Origin of the sequence: Streptomyces sp. NPDC050164 (genome assembly GCF_044459945.1) — a bacterium.
In the GTDB taxonomy this organism is placed as follows: domain Bacteria; phylum Actinomycetota; class Actinomycetes; order Streptomycetales; family Streptomycetaceae; genus Streptomyces; species Streptomyces coeruleorubidus_A.
Genome location: NZ_JBITJK010000036.1, coordinates 87,739 through 105,501 on the forward strand (window position 1 = coordinate 87,739; position 17,763 = coordinate 105,501).

General features: G+C 70.6%; 12 protein-coding genes and 2 pseudogenes. 4 read left to right on the forward strand and 10 right to left on the reverse strand.

Annotation, left to right across the window (positions count from 1 at the left end; translation table 11 throughout):
• Positions 1-214 precede the first annotated feature (214 nt).
• Positions 215-1,573 (forward strand): replication-associated recombination protein A, encoded by a 1,359-nt coding sequence (locus ACIBNA_RS34895; RefSeq protein ID WP_399169187.1) that lies wholly within the window; start codon positions 215-217, stop codon positions 1,571-1,573.
• Positions 1,574-1,644: 71 nt separating this feature from the next.
• Here the strand turns inward: ACIBNA_RS34895 and ACIBNA_RS34900 are convergent, their stop codons facing one another.
• The 8 genes and pseudogenes from ACIBNA_RS34900 to ACIBNA_RS34935 all read right to left on the reverse strand — a co-directional run bounded on the left by ACIBNA_RS34900 (position 1,645) and on the right by ACIBNA_RS34935 (position 11,536).
• Positions 1,645-2,748, reverse strand: coding sequence for a hypothetical protein (locus ACIBNA_RS34900; RefSeq protein WP_399169188.1), 1,104 nt, complete (start codon positions 2,746-2,748; stop codon positions 1,645-1,647).
• 23 nt (positions 2,749-2,771) lie between these two features.
• Positions 2,772-3,329 carry an RNA polymerase sigma factor gene (locus ACIBNA_RS34905; RefSeq protein ID WP_399169189.1) on the reverse strand — a complete coding sequence of 186 codons (558 nt, stop codon included), beginning with the start codon at positions 3,327-3,329 and terminating at the stop codon, positions 2,772-2,774.
• Positions 3,330-3,485: 156 nt separating this feature from the next.
• Positions 3,486-5,375: an ATP-binding cassette domain-containing protein gene (locus ACIBNA_RS34910; protein ID WP_399169190.1), complete on the reverse strand. Its 1,890-nt coding sequence runs from the start codon at positions 5,373-5,375 to the stop codon at positions 3,486-3,488.
• 233 nt (positions 5,376-5,608) lie between these two features.
• Positions 5,609-5,953: a hypothetical protein gene (locus ACIBNA_RS34915; RefSeq protein ID WP_399169191.1), complete on the reverse strand. Its 345-nt coding sequence runs from the start codon at positions 5,951-5,953 to the stop codon at positions 5,609-5,611.
• 132 nt (positions 5,954-6,085) lie between these two features.
• Positions 6,086-7,123 carry a hypothetical protein gene (locus ACIBNA_RS34920; RefSeq protein WP_399169192.1) on the reverse strand — a complete coding sequence of 346 codons (1,038 nt, stop codon included), beginning with the start codon at positions 7,121-7,123 and terminating at the stop codon, positions 6,086-6,088.
• A 106-nt stretch (positions 7,124-7,229) separates the two neighbouring features.
• Positions 7,230-8,033 (reverse strand): IS21-like element helper ATPase IstB, encoded by an 804-nt coding sequence (gene istB, locus ACIBNA_RS34925; protein ID WP_399169194.1) that lies wholly within the window; start codon positions 8,031-8,033, stop codon positions 7,230-7,232.
• Positions 8,030-9,606: pseudogene (gene istA / locus ACIBNA_RS34930) on the reverse strand (IS21 family transposase). The gene istB and the pseudogene istA overlap by 4 nt, the downstream one beginning before the upstream one ends.
• Before the next feature lie 214 nt (positions 9,607-9,820).
• Complete coding sequence (locus tag ACIBNA_RS34935) at positions 9,821-11,536, reverse strand: IlvD/Edd family dehydratase (protein ID WP_399169195.1); 1,716 nt, start codon at positions 11,534-11,536, stop codon at positions 9,821-9,823.
• A 143-nt stretch (positions 11,537-11,679) separates the two neighbouring features.
• Here ACIBNA_RS34935 and ACIBNA_RS34940 point away from each other — a divergent pair, with 143 nt between their 5' ends.
• Positions 11,680-12,687, forward strand: a complete 1,008-nt coding sequence (locus ACIBNA_RS34940; RefSeq protein ID WP_399169196.1) for a zinc-binding dehydrogenase — start codon at positions 11,680-11,682, stop codon at positions 12,685-12,687.
• A gap of 71 nt (positions 12,688-12,758) precedes the next feature.
• Here the strand turns inward: ACIBNA_RS34940 and ACIBNA_RS34945 are convergent.
• Positions 12,759-13,372, reverse strand: a pseudogene (locus ACIBNA_RS34945) (GAF domain-containing protein); the annotation flags it as partial.
• A 310-nt stretch (positions 13,373-13,682) separates the two neighbouring features.
• On the opposite strand from ACIBNA_RS34945, the gene ACIBNA_RS34950 reads away from it, so the two are divergent.
• The gene (locus ACIBNA_RS34950; RefSeq protein WP_399169198.1) at positions 13,683-14,201 is read left to right on the forward strand and encodes an ATP-binding protein; all 519 of its coding nucleotides are present in this window, start codon (positions 13,683-13,685) and stop codon (positions 14,199-14,201) included.
• 54 nt (positions 14,202-14,255) lie between these two features.
• Here the strand turns inward: ACIBNA_RS34950 and ACIBNA_RS34955 are convergent, their stop codons facing one another.
• On the reverse strand, positions 14,256-15,764 hold the full coding sequence (locus ACIBNA_RS34955) for an MFS transporter (RefSeq protein ID WP_399169199.1): 1,509 nt from the start codon (positions 15,762-15,764) through the stop codon (positions 14,256-14,258).
• A 228-nt stretch (positions 15,765-15,992) separates the two neighbouring features.
• On the opposite strand from ACIBNA_RS34955, the gene proP reads away from it, so the two are divergent.
• Entirely contained in the window at positions 15,993-17,489 is a 1,497-nt protein-coding gene (proP, locus tag ACIBNA_RS34960) for a glycine betaine/L-proline transporter ProP (RefSeq protein WP_399169200.1), read from the forward strand.
• The last annotated feature ends 274 nt before the right edge of the window (positions 17,490-17,763 follow it).

A 17,763-nucleotide genomic window follows, 5' to 3' on the forward strand; every position in this document is an offset into this window, starting at 1 on the left:
ACATAGCGTCCGTTCATGAGACGTAGGGTCCGTTCATGAGTGACCACCCCACACAGGAAGGGCCACCACGCGTGTCCAGCAGAGCATCTTCCACCGATCGTCTCGGGGCGCGGCTGATCATTCAGACCGCGGTGGACCGAGGCGACCGAAGTCCTCGGACTCGCGGCCGACTCCGACACCAAGGTGTGCTCTGTACCGATGGCGGGGTGCAGTGATGACTGCCGAGGAGCAGGGGCTGTTCGAGTTACCGATGTCCGACACCCTGTCCGACACCCCGCCCGCCGAGCCCGTGCGGGCCACCGCGCCGTTGGCGGTGCGGATGCGGCCGCGCACGCTCGATGAGGTCGTCGGCCAGACGCACTTGCTGCGACCCGGCGCCCCTCTGCGACGGCTGGTCGAGGGCGGGGAGGCGGCGTCGGTGTTGCTCTACGGCCCGCCCGGCACCGGGAAGACCACGATTGCGCGCCTGCTCGCCACCGTCGATACCCGGCACTTCGTCGCCCTCTCGGCGCTGTCCAGCGGAGTCAAGGAACTGCGCGAGGTGATCAACGACGCGCGCCGTCGCCACCGTCACAACCGGCAAACCGTGCTGTTCATCGACGAGGTGCACCGCTTCTCCAAGACGCAGCAGGATGCGTTGCTCGGGGCTGTCGAGGACAGGCTTGTGTTGCTCGTTGCCGCCACCACGGAGAACCCGTCGTTCTCGGTGGTGTCGCCGCTGCTCTCGCGGTTGCTGGTGTTGCAGCTCCAGTCGCTGAGCGAGGACGAGGTCCACGAGCTGTTGCGGCGGGCTGTGACGGATCAGCGCGGCCTCGGCGGTTCGGTCTCGCTGTCGGCCGAGGCCGAGGACGCCCTGGTGCGCCTTGCCGCCGGCGATGCCCGTAGCGCGCTGACCGCGCTGGAGGCGAGTGCCGACGGGGTGGCTGACACGGGCGGCCTGGTGATTGACGTGCCGGCCGTGGAGCGGGCCATCGCCGAGACCACTGTGCGCTACGACCGGCAGGGCGACCAGCACTACGACGTCATCAGCGCGTTCATCAAGTCGATCCGCGGCTCGGACCCCGACGCCGCGCTGCACTACCTGGCCCGCATGCTCGTGGCCGGGGAGGACCCGCGGTTCGTCGCGCGGCGGCTGTTGGTGCACGCCAGTGAGGACGTCGGGCTGGCCGACCCGACAGCGCTGCAGGCGGCCGTCGCCGCGGCGCAGACGGTCCAGCTGATCGGGATGCCCGAGGCCCGTCTCGCCCTGGCGCAGGCCACCGTGCATCTGGCCCTGGCGCCGAAGTCGAACACGGTGATCGTCGGGATCGACGAGGCCATGGCGGACGTCCGAGCGGGCGCCGTCGGTGAGGTGCCCGCTCACCTGCGGTACGGCCGCTACACAGGCGCCGCGGAGCTGGGCAACGCGGTCGGCTACCGCTATCCCCACGCCACGTCCGACGGAGTCCTGGAGCAGCAGTACCCGCCGGACGCACTGGTGGGCAAGGACTACTACCGCCCCACGCAGCACGGCGGGGAACGCACCCTGCGCGAGCGCCTCACTAAGCTCCGCCGTGCGGTCCGCGGCGGGTAGAGGCATTGCCACACGCTCCATGGGCGTGGCTGCCGGCCCCGGCGCGGCGTGCGCGCCGGGGCCGGGTCCGGTCAGCCGATGCGGTCGGTCCATCCGACCTTGAGGTAGGTCGTGCGGACGAGGGAGGTGGCGCCGAGTTCGCTGGTCTGCTCCAGTACGCGGCTGGTTCCCGGGTCGATGAAGTAGTAGGGGCCGTCCACGTAGGTGCGGGAAGCGGCGGAGGGCTCCGCCCCCATCTTCTCCTTGCGATTCTCCACCTCGCGGCGGAGGTTGATCACGGTGCCCGGACGGCCCTGGCTGTCCTTGACGTTCTGGGTCATGGTCACCCCAGGGGTCTCCGCGACGATCTGGAACAGCGCGGAGCGCAGCCGGGGGCTCGCCGGGGACTCCGCGAGCAGCGCCATGGCCTGGTCGAACCGCTGTGCGGCGTCCTTGGAGAAGTGGGCGTTCAGCGCTTCCGGGTCGGTGGGCAGCCGGTCGAAGTCGGTCCAGGACAGCCGTCGGTCGCCCACGGGCCAGTCGGCGATGTTGTGGCCCGACCTGGTCACCTTGCCGCTGGGGTGCCGAATCCAGGTGGCGCCCGACCGGTCGCTGTAGACGGTCACCGTGGCCGTCGCCCGGCCGTCCTTCGCCCGGTAGTGGGACATCCAGTACTTCCCCTGGGGCGTCGGGGCCTGTGTCGAGACCTCCGCCATCTCGTTCAGGAACCGGGTGGCCGCCGAGGCCGTGGACGCGGGCTTGCCTCCCACGTCCAGCACCGGATACGCGACTGTGCCCGCGGCGAGCACCGCCACCGCCGCACCCGCGACCAGCAACCGGCGGCGGCGCGGGCCCCGGCTTCGCCGGACCCCGGTCCCCGACGGTTCCTCCCCGTCCGGGCCGTGCGCCGCGCGGCCGACGACCCGTGGTGTCCGCGGAGGGGCCAGGTATGCCGTCGGACCGTCCCGTCGCGCCACGGCGGGCGGCAGCACGGCGTCATGCGCCAGGGCGGCGCGCGTGTTCGTGGTCTCGCGCTCCGCGAGGCGTGCCACCAGGTCGCGTGCGGCGGTGAGTTGGTCCGCCCGGGGCGGAGCCACGGCTCCGGCCGCTATCAGTTCGTCGGCGCCCGGGAAGTCGAGAATGTCGTCGCGTTCGTTCATCCTGCCCATCCCGTGATTTCCGTTCCTGCTGTTCATGCCGTTCACTCCTTCTGTGTCCGTCACGTGGGGCCGCCTGTCAGGTCGCAGGAGGCGCCGGAGCGCATGCGGTTGCGGGCGCGGTGCAGTCGGGTGCGAGCCGTCGCGGCGGGTATGCCGACCACGGCCGCGGCCTCGCTCGGCGTCAGCTGTTCCCAGGCGACCAGGAGCAGCAACTCACGTTCGTCCGGATGCAGTTCAGCGAGGGACGCGCGCAGTCGCGGGGCCATCGCGGCGGCGACGAGCCGGTCGTCGACCGCCTCCCAGGGATCGTCGGTCCCGCTCGATCCCGCCGGGCCCGGCGGCCGGGATGCCGCGAGCCGCCGCCAGTGCGCGGACAGGACGTTTCTGGCCACACCGAACAGCCAGGCTCGTACGGACCCCCGGTCGGGATCGAAACCGTGTCGCGTCGCGTACGCCTGGAGCCACAGCTCGGCGAGCAGGTCGTCGGCGGCTGACGGCGCGCGGCGCGCGAAGTAGCCGTGCAGGCCCACCGAATGTCGCTCCACCAGCGGCTCGAAGGCTGCCGGGTCCAGCACTGTAGGGGTCGGCGCATGCTTGTCGTTCAGGTCCTTGGTCACCGGACCTCCGTCTCAGGACCTCTGCCGGCGGACCGCCGGTCGGCGGTCTCACCCTCTACTTGGCGCAAACCGGCTCGAGCGTTCGCGAGGCCGGTGGTGCCGTTGCCGTCGGCGACGAGGCGGGCGTGTGGGTCGGGTTGCGAGGTTCATGGTCCGTCACCGGTCCTGGGACAGGGAGACGAGTTCCGCGAACAGACCTCCGGCGTTTGCCAGTTCCTCGTACGTGCCCTGTTCGATGACGCGGCCCTGGTCCATGACGACGATGCGGTCGGCGAGCTTGGTGTTCTCGAGCTGGTGGGTGACGACGATCGTCATGCGCTCGGCGGCGATCCGCTTGATCTCCAGGAAGATGGCGTGCTCGCCGCGGGCGTCCATCTGCGAGGTCGGTTCGTCCAGGATCAGGAGCGGAGTCTGCCTGTAGAGGGCGCGGCCGCACGCGAGGCGTTGCCACTGCCCGCCTGACAACTCGGCGCCGCCCCACAGCTCTTTGGCGAGGAGGGTGTCGAGCTGCTGGGGCAGTTTCTCGATCGCCTCGCGCATGCCGACGGCGTCGACGACGTCCCACACCGGCCCGTCGTCGATCGTCCGTGGCTGGCCGAGGGTGATGTTCTCGCGGGCGCGCAGGGGCCAGGCGGCGAAGTTCTGCGGGACGAGCGCGGTGCGTTTCCACACGGCGTCGGGGTCGGCGTGGGCGAGGTCGGTGTCGTCCCACACGACGCGGCCCTTGTCGGCGAGCAGGATGCCGGTGATGAGTTTGGTCAGGGTCGACTTGCCCGAGCCGTTCTCGCCGACGACGGCCAGGATCTCGCCGCGCCGCAGCGTGAGCGATACGCCCGCGACGGCGGGTTCCTCCTTGCCGGGGTACTGGTAGACGACCTCGTCGAGGCGGATCTCGTCCACTCGTTCCGGGATGGCCAGGTCCCCGCGCCTGGGCGCGCGCTCACTCGCCATGTCGAGGAAGGACCGCATGTCGGCGAGGTAGAGCGAGGTGTGGAACATCGCGGCGCCGTGGATGACGAACTGGGAGAGCGCGGCCAGTGTGGTCTGGACGGCGACCACGGCCGTGGCCGCGACGGGCAGGGCGATGCGGCCGGTGGCGGCCAGCCAGGCCAGCGTGGCCCAGGTGCACAGCAGGAAGACCCCGCCCAGGGCGCTGGTGCCGAGGGTGATGCGCAGCATGCGCGGGGCAGCGGTCAGGGTGCGCTCGTCGATCCGGTCGGACAGGGCGCGGTACCAGTAGGTGAGGTAGCCGGTCATGCCGTTGGCGCGGACCTCGTCGCCGAAGCGGGAGTAGGTGGCCCACCAGCGCATCATGGAGCGCACGTTGCGGTCGCCGAGGTTGAGGTAGTGGGTCTCGTAGTCGACGCGTGCCGACAGGACGGCTCCGGCGCCGGCCGGGAGGACGGCCAGCAGGAGCAGGGGCAGCAGCAGCGGGTGCAGCGTCGTGACGACCCCGCTCGCGGCGATCATGCGGATGAGGGCGGACATGAACCGCTGGGCGTCCTGCACCATCAGCCGGGTCCGGGTGACGCCGATTTCGGCGGCCTCCTGCCGGTCGGCGAATCCGTCCTCGCCGTAGGCGCTCGACTCCACGCGGCACACGGCGGTCACCAGTGCGATGTCCGCTTCGGTCGTCAGCAGCGGGGTGATGCGTCCGTCGGCGTACGAGGACAGGGCGCCGCTGATTCGGCCGATGGCCGCGGCCGTCGTCACGACGATCAGGGCGGGCAGCGCGGCGTGCAGGCGTTCGGACACGGTGCCGGTGCCGAGGATGTGGGTCATCGCCTGTGCGGTGAACGCGAGGACGACGGCGGCCGCGCCGCCGGTCAGCAACTGGCAGGCGAGGAGCAGCACGACGCCGGTCCTGTCGACGGCCCACGCCATCCGGGCCGTGTGCCCGAGCACGGCGGGCAGACGTCGGCACATCGCGGTGAAGCCGGCGTCTGCCAGCGGGTTCTTGCCGAACTTGCCCTCGAAGGTGATGGTGGCCGGGGGTGGAGGGGGCGGCGTCTTCGCGTTGTCGGTCGAGGCGTCGGTGACCGTCATCCGCATCGCTCCTCGGGTCGTGCCGCACCTGGATGGCTCGGCGGTGCACGGCATAACGACGCAGCGCGGGAATCGAACGCGATCGATTCCGGACGCGTGCGCCCCCAGGTGCGGCAAGGGCGCGAACGGGTGGACGCGGTACTGAAGCCGCCCCGGGGCGGCTTCGGTTGGCCGAAACGCCGAGGCCTGAAACAGGAGTGACGGATGAGGTTCGCGGACCCGGAGCCCGGCTGTCAGAGCTTGAAGACGAGCTCCGCCTGATCGCGCTTGGTGGTGTGCAGTTCCCAGTAGAGGGGGGAGATCTGCTCGGGCTCGGCCGCCTCCAGCCCGGGGACGACGGAGACGCCGATCGACGCGTCGATACCGACATGGGCGGCCTGGATGCCGGTGCCTGCGTCGGCCAGTTCCTTGTGCAGGTTCATCGCCCAGTTGCGCAGGGCCGCGGCGGCGGCGTTGACGTTGGCGACCCTCGGGTCGGGCCGGATGGATCCGGCGCCGGTGGTGTAGAGCAGGGTGCCCGCGCCGGCCTCCCGCATCGCGGGCAGCACGGCCTGGGTGGCGGTGATGGCGCCGTACAACTGGAAGTGGCTTCGTAGGTGGGAACGGACACCACTTGTCGACGAGTTTGGGCAGCACTTGTCGATCGCCGAGCCGTGAAATGTCGATGAGAACTGACACCGCTCGGTGGCCGAGTCGACGTCTTTTCTCTGCTATTCGGTGATGTTGGGGTTGCTGCGCAGGATGTCCTCTGTGGTCTGCCAGAGCCGGGGCAGGAACCGGGTCACCTCTTCGGCCCGGTGGATGAGGTCACGGGTGGAGCTGATGCCGAGATCGGTGACGGCCGCCTGGAAGGCTGGGGCGAGGGGTTCGTGCAGCTGGGGGGCATCGGCGGCCAGGATGATGTGGCAGCGGGCGAAGGTCGCGATGATCCAGAAGACAGCCTCGTGGTGGTCGCCTGAGTCGATGAGCCTCTGGCTTCCGTCAATCGCGATCGGCCGTGCGGTGGGCGTGATGTCGCTGCTGAAAAAGAACGGGGTCTTCGCCACTTGGACGGTGGCGTCGAACGTCGCGGCGAGTTCACGCAGATGGTGCTGGACACGCTGCGCGGGCAGGTGTGAGCAGCCGAGAAGGTTCAGAAGTTCCGGGTAGAGGCTGAGGTGGCCGTAGTCGGTGAGGACCTCGCGAGCGGCCAGATAGCGCAAGCGGACGGTGGGGTTGCGCAGGGCGGCGACGAGAAGGACGTGGCTGGTCACGCCGGTGGGGAATAGCCAAGAGATCACCTGCTCGTGGAACGGCGCCGAGGTGTCGATCGCAGCGAGGCGGGTTTCGATCCGGTGGCGGGCATCCTGGCATCTGCGGCGGACCCAGGGTCGGGCGCCGAAGTGGCGCGAGATGTGTGCGTGCAGTTTGTGCAGATCGCCGGTGGGGTCATCGATGATCGCGTCAGTGCGGAAGCTGCCGGCCAGGTGGTAGGACGCCAGGACGTCGTCGGCGGAGGCGAGCTCGGTCCAGGGCAAGTAGCTGACTTCCAGCAGGGCGTCTTGGAAGCGAAGTTTCCCTGGCTTGGCCGGTGGGTCCTCCTGGGCGGTGACGACGAAGATGTCGATGTCCGAAGAGGGCGACAGCTCCGCGTCGTCCGGCAGCCCGACGGTTGAGCCGCTGAAGTACGCACCCCGGAAGCCAGCATCGGGTTGGGCATGCTGGGCAACCCACTGGATCGCGGCGGAACGTGCCAGTCCGACCTTCACAGTCGAATCTCCCCTCTCCCCATGTGACGTCTGCAAGATCTTTCATTGTTCCAGTTACTGAGGTTGAGGGGTGCGACGCCTCCTGGTGAAGAGAGTCCCAGGGCGGTTAGCCTGCCTTGCCGTCCTGGGCGGCGGCCCGGGCTTGGGTGATGGCGAGTCGGTAGGATTCGGTGCCGGTCTGAATAAGGTTGCCGCCGAAGGTGAGCCGGTCGACGATGGCCGCGCAGAGCCGGGGATCGGTGAAGGTCTTGGTCCAGCCGCTGAAACTCTCGTTCGAGGCGATGGCGACGCTGTTCTTCTCCTCCCGCTCCGTCAGCACCTGGAACAGCAGCTCAGCACCCCTGCGGTCCAGCTCCATATAGCCCAGCTCATCGATGCACAAAAGATCAACGCGGCCATAGCGGGCGATGGTCTTGGTCAGCACCTTCTCGTCCGCGGCCTCGACCAGCTCGTTGACGAGCTTGGTCGCGAGCGTGTAGCGGACCCGGTAGCCGGCCATCGCTGCCTCGGTGCCCAGCGCGATCAGCAAATGCGACTTGCCGGTGCCCGAGTCGCCGATCAGGCAGAGCGGCAGGCCCCTCTTGACCCACTCGCAGGTCGCCAGGGTGTGAATGACCGCCGGGTCCACGCTGGGGTTCGCGTCGAAGTCGAAGGCTCGCAGCGATTTCTCATGAGGGAAGGCGGCGGCCTTGATCCGCCGTTCCGAACGGCGGCGAGCCCGGTCGTCGCACTCGGCCATCAGCAGTTCGGCGAGGAACCCGCGATACGACATCTGGTCACGGGCGGCTGCTTCGGCCAGCTCGGGGAACTGGGCCCGGATGGTGGGCAGCCGCAGCATGCGGCATGCCTGGTCGACCGCGGCGTCGGCGGCCTGTTCGGTCAGTCCGCGGTGGCGTTTGAACGTCGTCATGGCCTGTCTCCCTCGACGGCGGAACGGTCCGGCCGCTGCCGCGGTCGCAGCAGCTGGTCGTAGGCCGCGACGGACGGCAGCGGCCGGTTGTCGGGCGGCAGGTGAGCCAGCCGCCGTTCGGTCAGGAACGTCACCCTCGCCCGGTCCGGCTCCGGTTGAGTCGTGGCGGCCGGTGCCTCGTCGGCTTCGGCGGCCTTGCGTGCCTCCAGGGCGACCGCGTCTGCGGTCAGGGCGCCGGCCCGCAGGGCGGCGGCGAGCCCGGTCACCAGGTACTCGTGGTGAAGATGCCGGCCCAGCAGCAGGACCTCGATCAGAGCGCGGGTGCCGTCCCGGTCGCCGTGGGCCTTGCAGGCCGCCGCCCACCACGCGTCATGGACAGGGGTGAACTTGCCTGCGGAGCGGGCCTGTTCCAGCGCGGTCGCGCCGGGGAAAGCCCCGGGTTTGCGGACCATAGCCTCCAGGTAGTGGTCGAGCTCCAGGCGGGCCTGGCCCTTGGCGATCAAACGCTCGTGCCGGGCGACTTCCCTGCGCCCGTCGTAGACGACGACCTCGGAAGCGTGCAGCATCACCCGAACCGTGCGGCCGATCAGTCCACCGGTACCGAGTAGCGGTTCGTGCGAACGCTGACCTGTGCGTATCGGTCCACCCGTAGGCTGAACAGCCGGCCGGTCTCGAACGGCTCGTCCGGCAGCGGCTGCAGCAGCGGCCGTTCGACGGTGAAGTACTCGCCGATCGTCCTGGGCCGCGACCGGATGCGGCGGTCGTCGTCCTCGGAGTCCCACCGCTCCACCATCGCGTTGAGTTCGGCGAGGGAGTCGACTTCCGGCACGGGGACCAGGTGGTTTCGCCTGAACCAGCCGATCTGGCCTTCCACCCCGCCCTTCTCATGGGCGCCTTCGAGTCCCGGGCGGCAGTACATGCTTTCGATGCCGTAGTGCGAACGGAACGCGGTCCACCGCTCGTTCTCCACTCTCGCTCTCGACAGGCCCAGCACCCGGGCGACCGCGGCCCGCAGGTTGTCGTAGCGCACCTTGCCGCAGGGGACGCCGCCCAGCACGCTGAGAGCGTGGACGTGGCCCTCGAAGAACGCCTCCTGGCCGCAGGAAGCGAAGATGCGGTGCACCGCCTTGCCGGAATACGAAAGGCGCATCGCGAACAGGAACACCTTGACCTGCTCACCGGCCAGACGGATCGTCACGTCCCCGAAGTCGACCTCCGCCTCGGCCCCCGGCAGGTGGGTCTGCGGGATGAACGCGTTCAGCGGCCCGCGTCCCGCCTCGATCCGTATCTGCGGCCGACGGACAGCGACATAGGCCCGCACCATCGGATAGGTCACCTCCACCGCACCGTGTTCGTCCAGCAGCCGGTCGAAGATCCGCTTGACGGTGTGCCGCTGCTTGCGCGGCGCGTCCAGATCCGCCCGCAGCATCTGGTCGATCACCGGCTTGAACACGTCCAGCCGCGTCTTGCGGGGCGGCAGCTGTTTGCGCGGCTCCGGCCAGACGGACTCCATGGCCGCCTTCACCGTCCGGAAGCCCACCCCGTACTTGCGCTGCAAGGCCCGGTTCGACATCCCCGCCCGGACATCACGGCGTATCGCCGCGTACAGATCGACCTTGGACTTCGGTGGCACCGGCGCCCCCTCACCATGCAGAGCACTCCCAGCCTCCCACCGCAAGCACCCAAGTGGTGTCAAAACTTGGCGATATCACTCTCCGCCAACACCGGGCGGTGTCGTCGCCGATCGACAACCGGTGTCAGGACTCACTGATAAAGCCAACCTGGTGTCAGTGCGACTCACGGGTCACCTCGGAGCCGCTGGAGCCGACGAGGAAGTCGAGGTCGGCTCCGGTGTCGGCCTGCAGGACGTGGTCGACGTAGAGGCGTTCCCAGCCGCGCCGGGGCTTGGCGAAGCCGGTGACGGTGGCCTTGTCGGGGGTTCTGCGGGCGAGTTCGCCGTCCGGCACGTCGACGTCGATACGGCGGGCCTCGACGTCGAGGGTGATGAAGTCCCCGGTCCGTACGAGGGCGAGGGGGCCGCCGGCCGCGGCCTCGGGGGCCACGTGCAGGACGACCGTGCCGTACGCGGTACCGCTCATCCGGCCGTCGCAGACCCGGACCATGTCCCGCACGCCCTGGGCGAGGAGTTTCTTCGGCAGAGGCATGTTGGCGACCTCGGGCATGCCCGGGTAGCCCTTGGGTCCGCAGCCGCGCAGCACGAGGACGGAGTCGGCGTCGACGTCGAGATCGGGGTCGTCGATACGGGCGCGGAAGTCCTCGATGCTGTCGAAGACGACGGCCCGGCCCCGGTGCCGGAGCAGGTGCGCGGAGGCGGCGGCCGGTTTGACGAGCGCGCCGTCGGGTGCGAGGTTGCCGCGCAGGACGGCGATGCCGCCCTCGGCGACCAGCGGCCGGGCGCGGGTGCGGATGACCTCGCCGTCCCAGATCTCGGCGCCGTCGAGGTAGTGGGCGAGCGGCCTGCCGGTGACGGTCAGCGCGTCGGGGTCGAGCAGGTCGCGCACCTCACGCAGGACGGCGAGCAGGCCGCCGGCGCGGTGGAAGTCCTCCATGAGGAAGCGGCCGGCCGGCTGGAGGTCCACCAGGACCGGCACACGGGAGCCGATGCGGTCGAAGTCGTCGAGCGACAGGTCGATGCCCAGCCGGCCCGCGACGGCCAGGAGATGGACGACGGCGTTGGTCGAGCCGCCGATGGCGGCCAGCGCGACGATCGCGTTGCGGAAGGACGCCTCGGTCAGGAACGTCCCGGGCCGCCGGTCGGCGCCCACCATGTCCACCGCCAGCCGGCCGGTGTGGTGCGCGGCCTCCAGCAGCCGGCTGTCGGGGGCGGGGATCCCGGCCGTACCGGGGACGACCGTGCCGAGCGCCTCCGCCACCAGCGCCATCGTCGAGGCCGTGCCCATCGTGTTGCAGTGGCCGCGGCTGCGGATCATCGCCGACTCGGAGCGGGTGAACTGTTCCTGGGAGAGCGTGCCCGCGCGGACCTCCTCCGACAGCTGCCACACACCGGTGCCGCAGCCCAGCAGTCCGCCGCGGAAGGTGCCGTTGAGCATCGGGCCGCCGGGGACCACGACCGCGGGCAGGTCCACCGAGGACGCGGCCATGAGCAGCGACGGGATCGTCTTGTCGCAACCGCCGAGCAGGACGACGCCGTCGACGGGGTTGGCCCGCAGCATCTCCTCCGTGGCCATCGCGGCCATGTTCCGCCACAGCATGGCGGTGGGCCGCACCTGGGTCTCGCCGAGCGACACCACCGGGAGGTCCAGCGGGATGCCGCCCGCCTCGTACACGCCGTTGCGTACCGAGGCCGCGACCTCGTTCAGATGCGCGTTGCAAGGGGTCAGGTCCGAGGCGGTGTTGGCGATGGCGATCTGCGGCCGGCCGGTGAAGGCGTCGCCGGGCACGCCGCGTCGCATCCATGCCCGGTGGATGTAGGCGTTGCGGTCCCGTCCCTCGTACCACTGCGCGCTGCGGAGTCTCTCCATGGAGCCCTTCCGATAGACGGTACAGCGGTCTAGATTCCGGAACGTCATGAAGCATAAACAGATGGTCGAGCAAGAGACATGCCCGAGCTGATGGAACCGCCCCGCCTCCTGGGCGAGCCCCACCCGTGGTGAGCCGTCGCGTGATGCGCGCGTTCGTCCTGACCGGTCCCGGCGCGTACGAGGTCCAGGAGCTTCCGGTGCCGGTGGCCGGCCCCGGTGAGGTCGTCGTCGACGTCGAGCGGGTCGGTGTGTGCGGCACGGACGTGGAGTTCTTCACCGGTGCGATGGCCTACCTCCACCAGGGCCACTCCGCCTACCCGATGCGGCCGGGCCACGAGTGGGCCGGGCGGGTGACGGCGGTCGGTGGCGGTGTCGATCCCGGCTGGCTCGGCCGCCGTGTCACGGGCGACACCATGCTCGGCTGCGGCACCTGCCGCCGCTGTCTGCGCGGCCGTCAGCATGTGTGCGAGCAGCGGCGGGAGGTCGGCATACGCGGGGACCTGCCCGGGGCGCTGGCTGAGCAACTCGCCGTACCCGCCTCCTCGTTGCACGCCCTGCCCGACTCCGTCGACGCCGTGCTCGGCGCTCTGGTGGAGCCCGGCGGCAACGCCCTGCGCGCCGCTCGGGCCGCCGCGCCGGCGCGCGGGGACCGCGCCCTCGTGCTGGGCCCGGGGACGATCGGGCTGCTGGTGGCGATGTTCCTGCGCGCGTCCGGCGCCGAGGTGCACCTCATGGGCACCACCGAGAGCTCCCTCGCCTTCGCCCGCTCCCTGGGCTTCGAGCACGTGTGGACGGAGGACTCCGTGCCGGACATGCCCTTCGACGCGGTCGTCGACGCCACGAACGCCGCCCGGCTGCCGGACCTGGCCCTGGAACGGGTCGAACCCGGGGGCCGCCTGGTGTACATCGGGCTGGCCGGCGAGCCCAGCGGGATCGACACGCGCACGCTCGTCCTCAAGGACGTGACCGCGACAGGTGTCCTGTCCGCCTCCCCCGGCCTCGACGCCACCATCCGGGCGTACGCCGCCGGGGCGGTCGACCCCAGGCCGCTCGTCGCCGCCACCGTGGGCCTGGACGAGGTGGGCCCCCTCCTCGTCGGCGAGCGCCCGGCCGACTCCGGGCCCGGCCCCAAGATCCATGTCGAACCCTGAGGATCCGTCGCCGGGTCACCGGCCGTCCGCTCGTGCCGTGGCCGAAGGTGTGCGCAGGGCCAGGAGGGCACCATCTGGAGGCCCGGAACCCCCGGCATCTGGGGCAGCAGATGGTTCTGCATGGTCTCGGCGACCTTGCGCCGGCGCTGGTACAGGCGGGCGTTGTCCAGGGCGAGACCGGCCCGGCGTGCGATGTCCTCGACCAGCGGGAGATCGGCGGCAGTGTAGGCGACCGGGTCCGCGGCCCGGCCGAGGGGCAAGCCCCCAGGACCGCGCGTGTGCTGCGGAGGGGAGCCATGGCCGCCGAGTGCATCCCCGTGGTGTCGAACAGCCGGCGTTGCTCGACCGCGATGCCGGAGTCCGGTTCCCGCTGGTAGGTGTCGGGCCCGGCCATCGTGGAGGCCACGCCGCGCGGGGCTCTGTACGCCGGACCTCGTCGTCTTCGGTGATCAGGTCGACGATCACCCAGTCCGCCAGCCGGGGCACGACCAGGCTCACCAGGCGTTCCAGCACCTCGTCGACGTCGAGCGTGGAGGCCAGCCGCGTGGTGACGTCGGCCGGCAGGGCCAGCCGTTCCAGCTCGGGCAGCGGTCTGCCGCTCGACGGTGCGGCAGAGCACCAGCGTGCCGGCTCCGTCGTCGCCGATGTCGTACGGGGTGATCAGCCGGGCGATGGGCAGCGGGGAACGGAGCAGGTCCTCGGCGGACCGGGCCCCTCCTCGTACACGGCGTAGGCGCCGGTTCCGATGGCGTCCGCCCCTCGGGTCAGCGAGGTGCCGAGTACGGCCACGGACTGCTGCGCGGCGGTCTGAGTACGCTCCGGCTCGCATCCTTATGTGCCCGTGGCACCGAAACCAGCTCCCGCGTGGCTGCCGCCGATCGGAGCGGCTTGCTGGGATCGCCGGAGATCGTCCTGGTATGCGCGGCCCACGCCCGGGTAAACGCAGGGTGACAGAGCGGCCCCGGCAGGGGTGAACACAACGAAAGAGCATCCGTATGGTCCTCCCGCTTGGGAAGCAGGCGGCAGATCGACCGGGCGCGGACGAGCAGGCCACAGTGCGTTTCGGCGCGGCCTGGGACGACGGCGCGGCAAGCGCCGTCGACGCACGCCTGGCCCTGCGCGCCTTCCTCGCCCACGGCCCTCACACCGCCCCCGCCCGGATTACGGCCTCTTTGGCCGTGGACGCCGAACTCGTCGTCAGCGAACTGGTCACCAACGCCATCCGGCATGCTCCCGGACCCTGCGAGCTGATCCTGCGCCTGTTCCGGGGACAGTTGGCCATCACCGTGTGGGACACCTCGGCGGAGCAGCCCACGGTGCGCAAGGGGGACCGGTTCCGTGTCGGCGGCCACGGACTGCGCCTGGTGCACACGGTCAGCGAGCGGGTCGCCGTGGCACCCCGGGCCAGGGGAAAGCAGATCACCGCCTACCTGCGGCTGTCCCCGCACGACCACGCGAGCGCCGCTGCGGGTGCCGGTGCCGGTGGGGGGAGGGCCGTGCTGGCCGCCGGCTGATCCCGGTCCCCCTGCTCGGCCGGCGGCTCCGGTAGTCGGTGGCGCGCCGCGGGATCAGTGCTGCCGGGCGTGTATGGGGCTGTTGGCGACATCGTCCGGGCACTTCCCGTGCTGCTGCCTCCGCCGGTCGCGCCTCCAGTCGGACGTCGCGAGGGCCAGGGAGGCCAGCATGCCGAGGAGGCCGGCGCCCAGTGCGGTGGCGAGGGCGCCGCGGTAGCCGTCGCCGCTGCCGAGCACCAGGTAGAAGAGGCCGGGCAGGGCGGCGGTGCCCACCGCGGCGCCGAGCCGCTGCCCGGTCTGCAGGGCGCCGCCCGCCGCGCCCGCCATGTGCACGGGCACGTCGCGCAGCGTCATGGTGATGTTCGGCGAGATCACGCACCCGCTGCCGAGGCCGCCGAGGAACAACACAGGGGCGGCGGCCCAGGGTGCGATGTCGAGGGGCGCGAAGCGGAGCAGCAGCGCGGTGCCGCCCAGCCCGGCGATCACGGCCGTGAGGCCGCCCACGGTGAGCTTGCGGCCGAGCCGGTCCACCAGCCGACCGGCGACCGCGGCCGCGCAGGCCGAGCCGAGGGCGAAGGGAGTCACGGCGAGGCCGGACCGGAGCGGGGAGAAGCCCAGGCCGTCCTGGTAGAAGAGCGCGAAGACCAGCCAGACGCCGCTGAAGCCGATGAAGTAGAGCGTGCCGACGCCGGCGCCGACGGCATAGCCGCGCACGGTCGTGAACAGGCGCGGATCGAGCAGCGGCTGGCTGTCCCGCTCGACGAGGCGACGCTGCCACCGGGTGAAGCCGAAGAGGATCGCGGCACCGGCGAGGAACATCCACCACAGCCCGCCGAAGCCGCCGGAGCCTGCCTGGACCAGCGGATACATCAGCGCGAGGACGCCGAGGCCGAGGAGCAGGACACCGGGCAGATCCACGTGCTGCCGGCCGGACCGCCGGGTGCGCGGCAGCAGGCGGCGGCCGAGGAGGACGGCGAGGATCCCGATGGGGACGTTGACGTAGAAGATCCACCGCCAGCCCTGGCCGCCGGAGGCCAGCGCGAGGATCAGGCCGCCGGCGAGAGGGCCGATGGCGGACGAGATGCCGACGGTGGCGCCGAAGAAGCCGAAGGCACGGCCGCGTTCGGCACCGCGGAACATCTGCTGGATGAGCGCGGAGTTCTGGGGAGCCATGAAGCCGGCCGCCAGGCCCTGGGCGAGGCGGGCCACCACCAGCAGCGTGATGCTGGGGGCCGCCCCGCAGGCCGCGCTGCAGACCACGAAGCCGCTGAGGGCCAGCAGGAAGATGCGGCGCCGGTCCAGCGCGTCTCCCAGACGGCCGGCGGTGACGAGCGCGAGAGCGAAGGTGAGGGCGTATCCGGACACCACCCACTGCACCTGCGCGGGAGAGGCGTCCAGGCCGCGCTGGACGGAGGGCAGGGCGACCGCCACGATCGAGACGTCCAGCAGGCTCATGAAGCCGGCCACCAGGGTGACCCACAGGGCCCGCCACCGGCGCGGGTCCGGCTCGTATCCGGCCTCCTGCGCGCCCTGGTTCCGGTCGCCCGACGCCGACGCTGTCACATGGGCTCCTCTCAACCAGGTGGGTGCCCCAGGTGGGCACCGGCGAACCAAGTTCCCCCTCCGGGACACGCACACACCACTGTCGGCAGGCAGCGCGGGTCTCACCTGTAGCATCCGGCCGTTACTCTCGGTAGTCGTCCGGGCGCCGCGCGAAGGGGTTCGTTTGAGCGCGCGAGTTCTGTGCAGGCGTGGTGGTTGGGATAGACGACCGGCGAAAGGAACGACGTAATGGCGGCGCCCGACAACGACGAGTCGGTGGATCCCGCAGCCGTGAGACGACACCGGGTGCTGTTCCGGGCGATCGAGAAACGACGCCACCCGAAGCTGCGCCGCAGCGACATCACCGTGACCGACGAGGCGGCGGTCAAGCGCGCCACGAAGGCCGCCGCCCTCGGCAACGCGATGGAGTGGTACGACTTCGGCATCTACAGCTATCTGGCCTCGACCATCGGGAAGGTGTTCTTCCCCTCGGGGAACGACACCGCCCAACTGCTCAGCTCCTTCGCGACGTTCGCGGTGGCCTTCCTGGTGCGTCCCCTCGGCGGAATGGTGTTCGGGCCGCTCGGCGACAAGGTCGGCCGCAAGCGCATCCTCTCCCTCACCATGATCATGATGGCGGTGGGGACCTTCGCCATCGGCCTCGTCCCCTCGCACGCCGTCATCGGTCTCTGGGCCCCGGCCCTGCTGATCTTCTTCCGGCTGGTGCAGGGCTTCTCGACCGGCGGGGAGTACGGGGGCGCCTCGACGTTCATCGCGGAGTACGCGCCCGACAAGCGGCGCGGCTTCTTCGGCAGCTTCCTGGAGCTCGGCACGCTCGCCGGCTACGTCGGGGCCTCCGGCCTCGTCGTCGTCCTCCAGACCCTCCTCAGCGACGACCAGATGCTGGCGTGGGGCTGGCGCATCCCCTTCCTGGTCGCGGCCCCGCTCGGCTTCATCGGCCTCTATCTGCGGCTGAAGCTGGACGAGACACCCGCCTTCCAGAAGCTGGAGGGCGGCCAGGTCACGGCGAGCGAGGCGGCCGAGGCCGTGGAGACCTCGGCCGCCGCCGACCTCGGCAAGATCTTCACCCGGTACTGGCGGCCGCTGCTGCTGTGCCTCGCGCTGGTCGCGGCGTACAACATCACGGACTACATGCTGCTGTCGTACATGCCGACGTACCTGTCCGACGAACTGGGCTACGAGACCAACCACGGGCTGCTGATCCTGCTGCTCGTGATGGTGCTTCAGATGTGCGTCATCAACCAGGTCGGGCGGCTGTCGGACCGCTTCGGGCGCAGGCCGCTGCTGATGGCGGGGATGCTCGGGTTCCTCTTCCTGTCCGTGCCGTCCTTCCTGCTCATCCGGCAGGGCAGTGTCGTCCTGATCGCCCTGGGGCTGCTGCTGTTGGGGCTCTCCCTGGTGACGATGCTGGGCACGATGTCGGCGGCGCTCCCGGCGATCTTTCCCACCCACGTGCGGTACGGCTCCCTCTCGGTCGCCTACAACCTGGCCACGTCGATCTTCGGCGGTACGACTCCCCTGGTGATCACCGCCCTGATCAGCGCCTTCGACTCGACCCTCATGCCGGCCTACTACTCCACGGGTGCCGCGGTCATCGGCGTCATCGCCGTCCTGTGCATGAAGGAGACAGCCAACAAGCCCCTGGCCGGCTCCCCGCCGTCCGTGGAGACGCAGGCCGAGGCCGCGGAGATCGTCGAGGCCCGGGCCCCTCGGCCCAGGTTCTGACTCTCCGTCCGCAGGGCTTCGCAGGCCCGAGGTCCTCCGCGTCGGAAGCCGGGGGTACCGGCGGGCGGTCCTCCCGGCCCGCCGGGGCCCCGGGACTAGGGTCTGTCGTTTGGATCAGGTCGCAGGGAAGCGACTGTTCTGCTCGGCCCCGCGTCTGCGGCGTGATCCAAACGACAGGCCCTAGGTGTATTGATCACGAGCGTTGTTAACACTGGCCGGGCTTGATCATGGCGAAGGCCCCCGTGTGTGGTGGAGGTGTCGAATCTTCACCGCA

What these genes read in the sequence shown, in the direction of transcription:
- ACIBNA_RS34935 (WP_399169195.1), bottom strand. Translation starts at nt 11,536, where the DNA reads ATGGAGAGACTCCGCAGCGCGCAGTGGTACGAGGGACGGGACCGCAAC.
- ACIBNA_RS34910 (WP_399169190.1), bottom strand. Translation starts at nt 5,375, where the DNA reads ATGACGGTCACCGACGCCTCGACCGACAACGCGAAGACGCCGCCCCCT.
- istB (WP_399169194.1), bottom strand. Translation starts at nt 8,033, where the DNA reads ATGACGACGTTCAAACGCCACCGCGGACTGACCGAACAGGCCGCCGAC.
- ACIBNA_RS34950 (WP_399169198.1), top strand. Translation starts at nt 13,683, where the DNA reads ATGGTCCTCCCGCTTGGGAAGCAGGCGGCAGATCGACCGGGCGCGGAC.
- ACIBNA_RS34900 (WP_399169188.1), bottom strand. Translation starts at nt 2,748, where the DNA reads ATGAACAGCAGGAACGGAAATCACGGGATGGGCAGGATGAACGAACGC.
- proP (WP_399169200.1), top strand. Translation starts at nt 15,993, where the DNA reads ATGGCGGCGCCCGACAACGACGAGTCGGTGGATCCCGCAGCCGTGAGA.
- ACIBNA_RS34940 (WP_399169196.1), top strand. Translation starts at nt 11,680, where the DNA reads ATGCGCGCGTTCGTCCTGACCGGTCCCGGCGCGTACGAGGTCCAGGAG.
- ACIBNA_RS34895 (WP_399169187.1), top strand. Translation starts at nt 215, where the DNA reads ATGACTGCCGAGGAGCAGGGGCTGTTCGAGTTACCGATGTCCGACACC.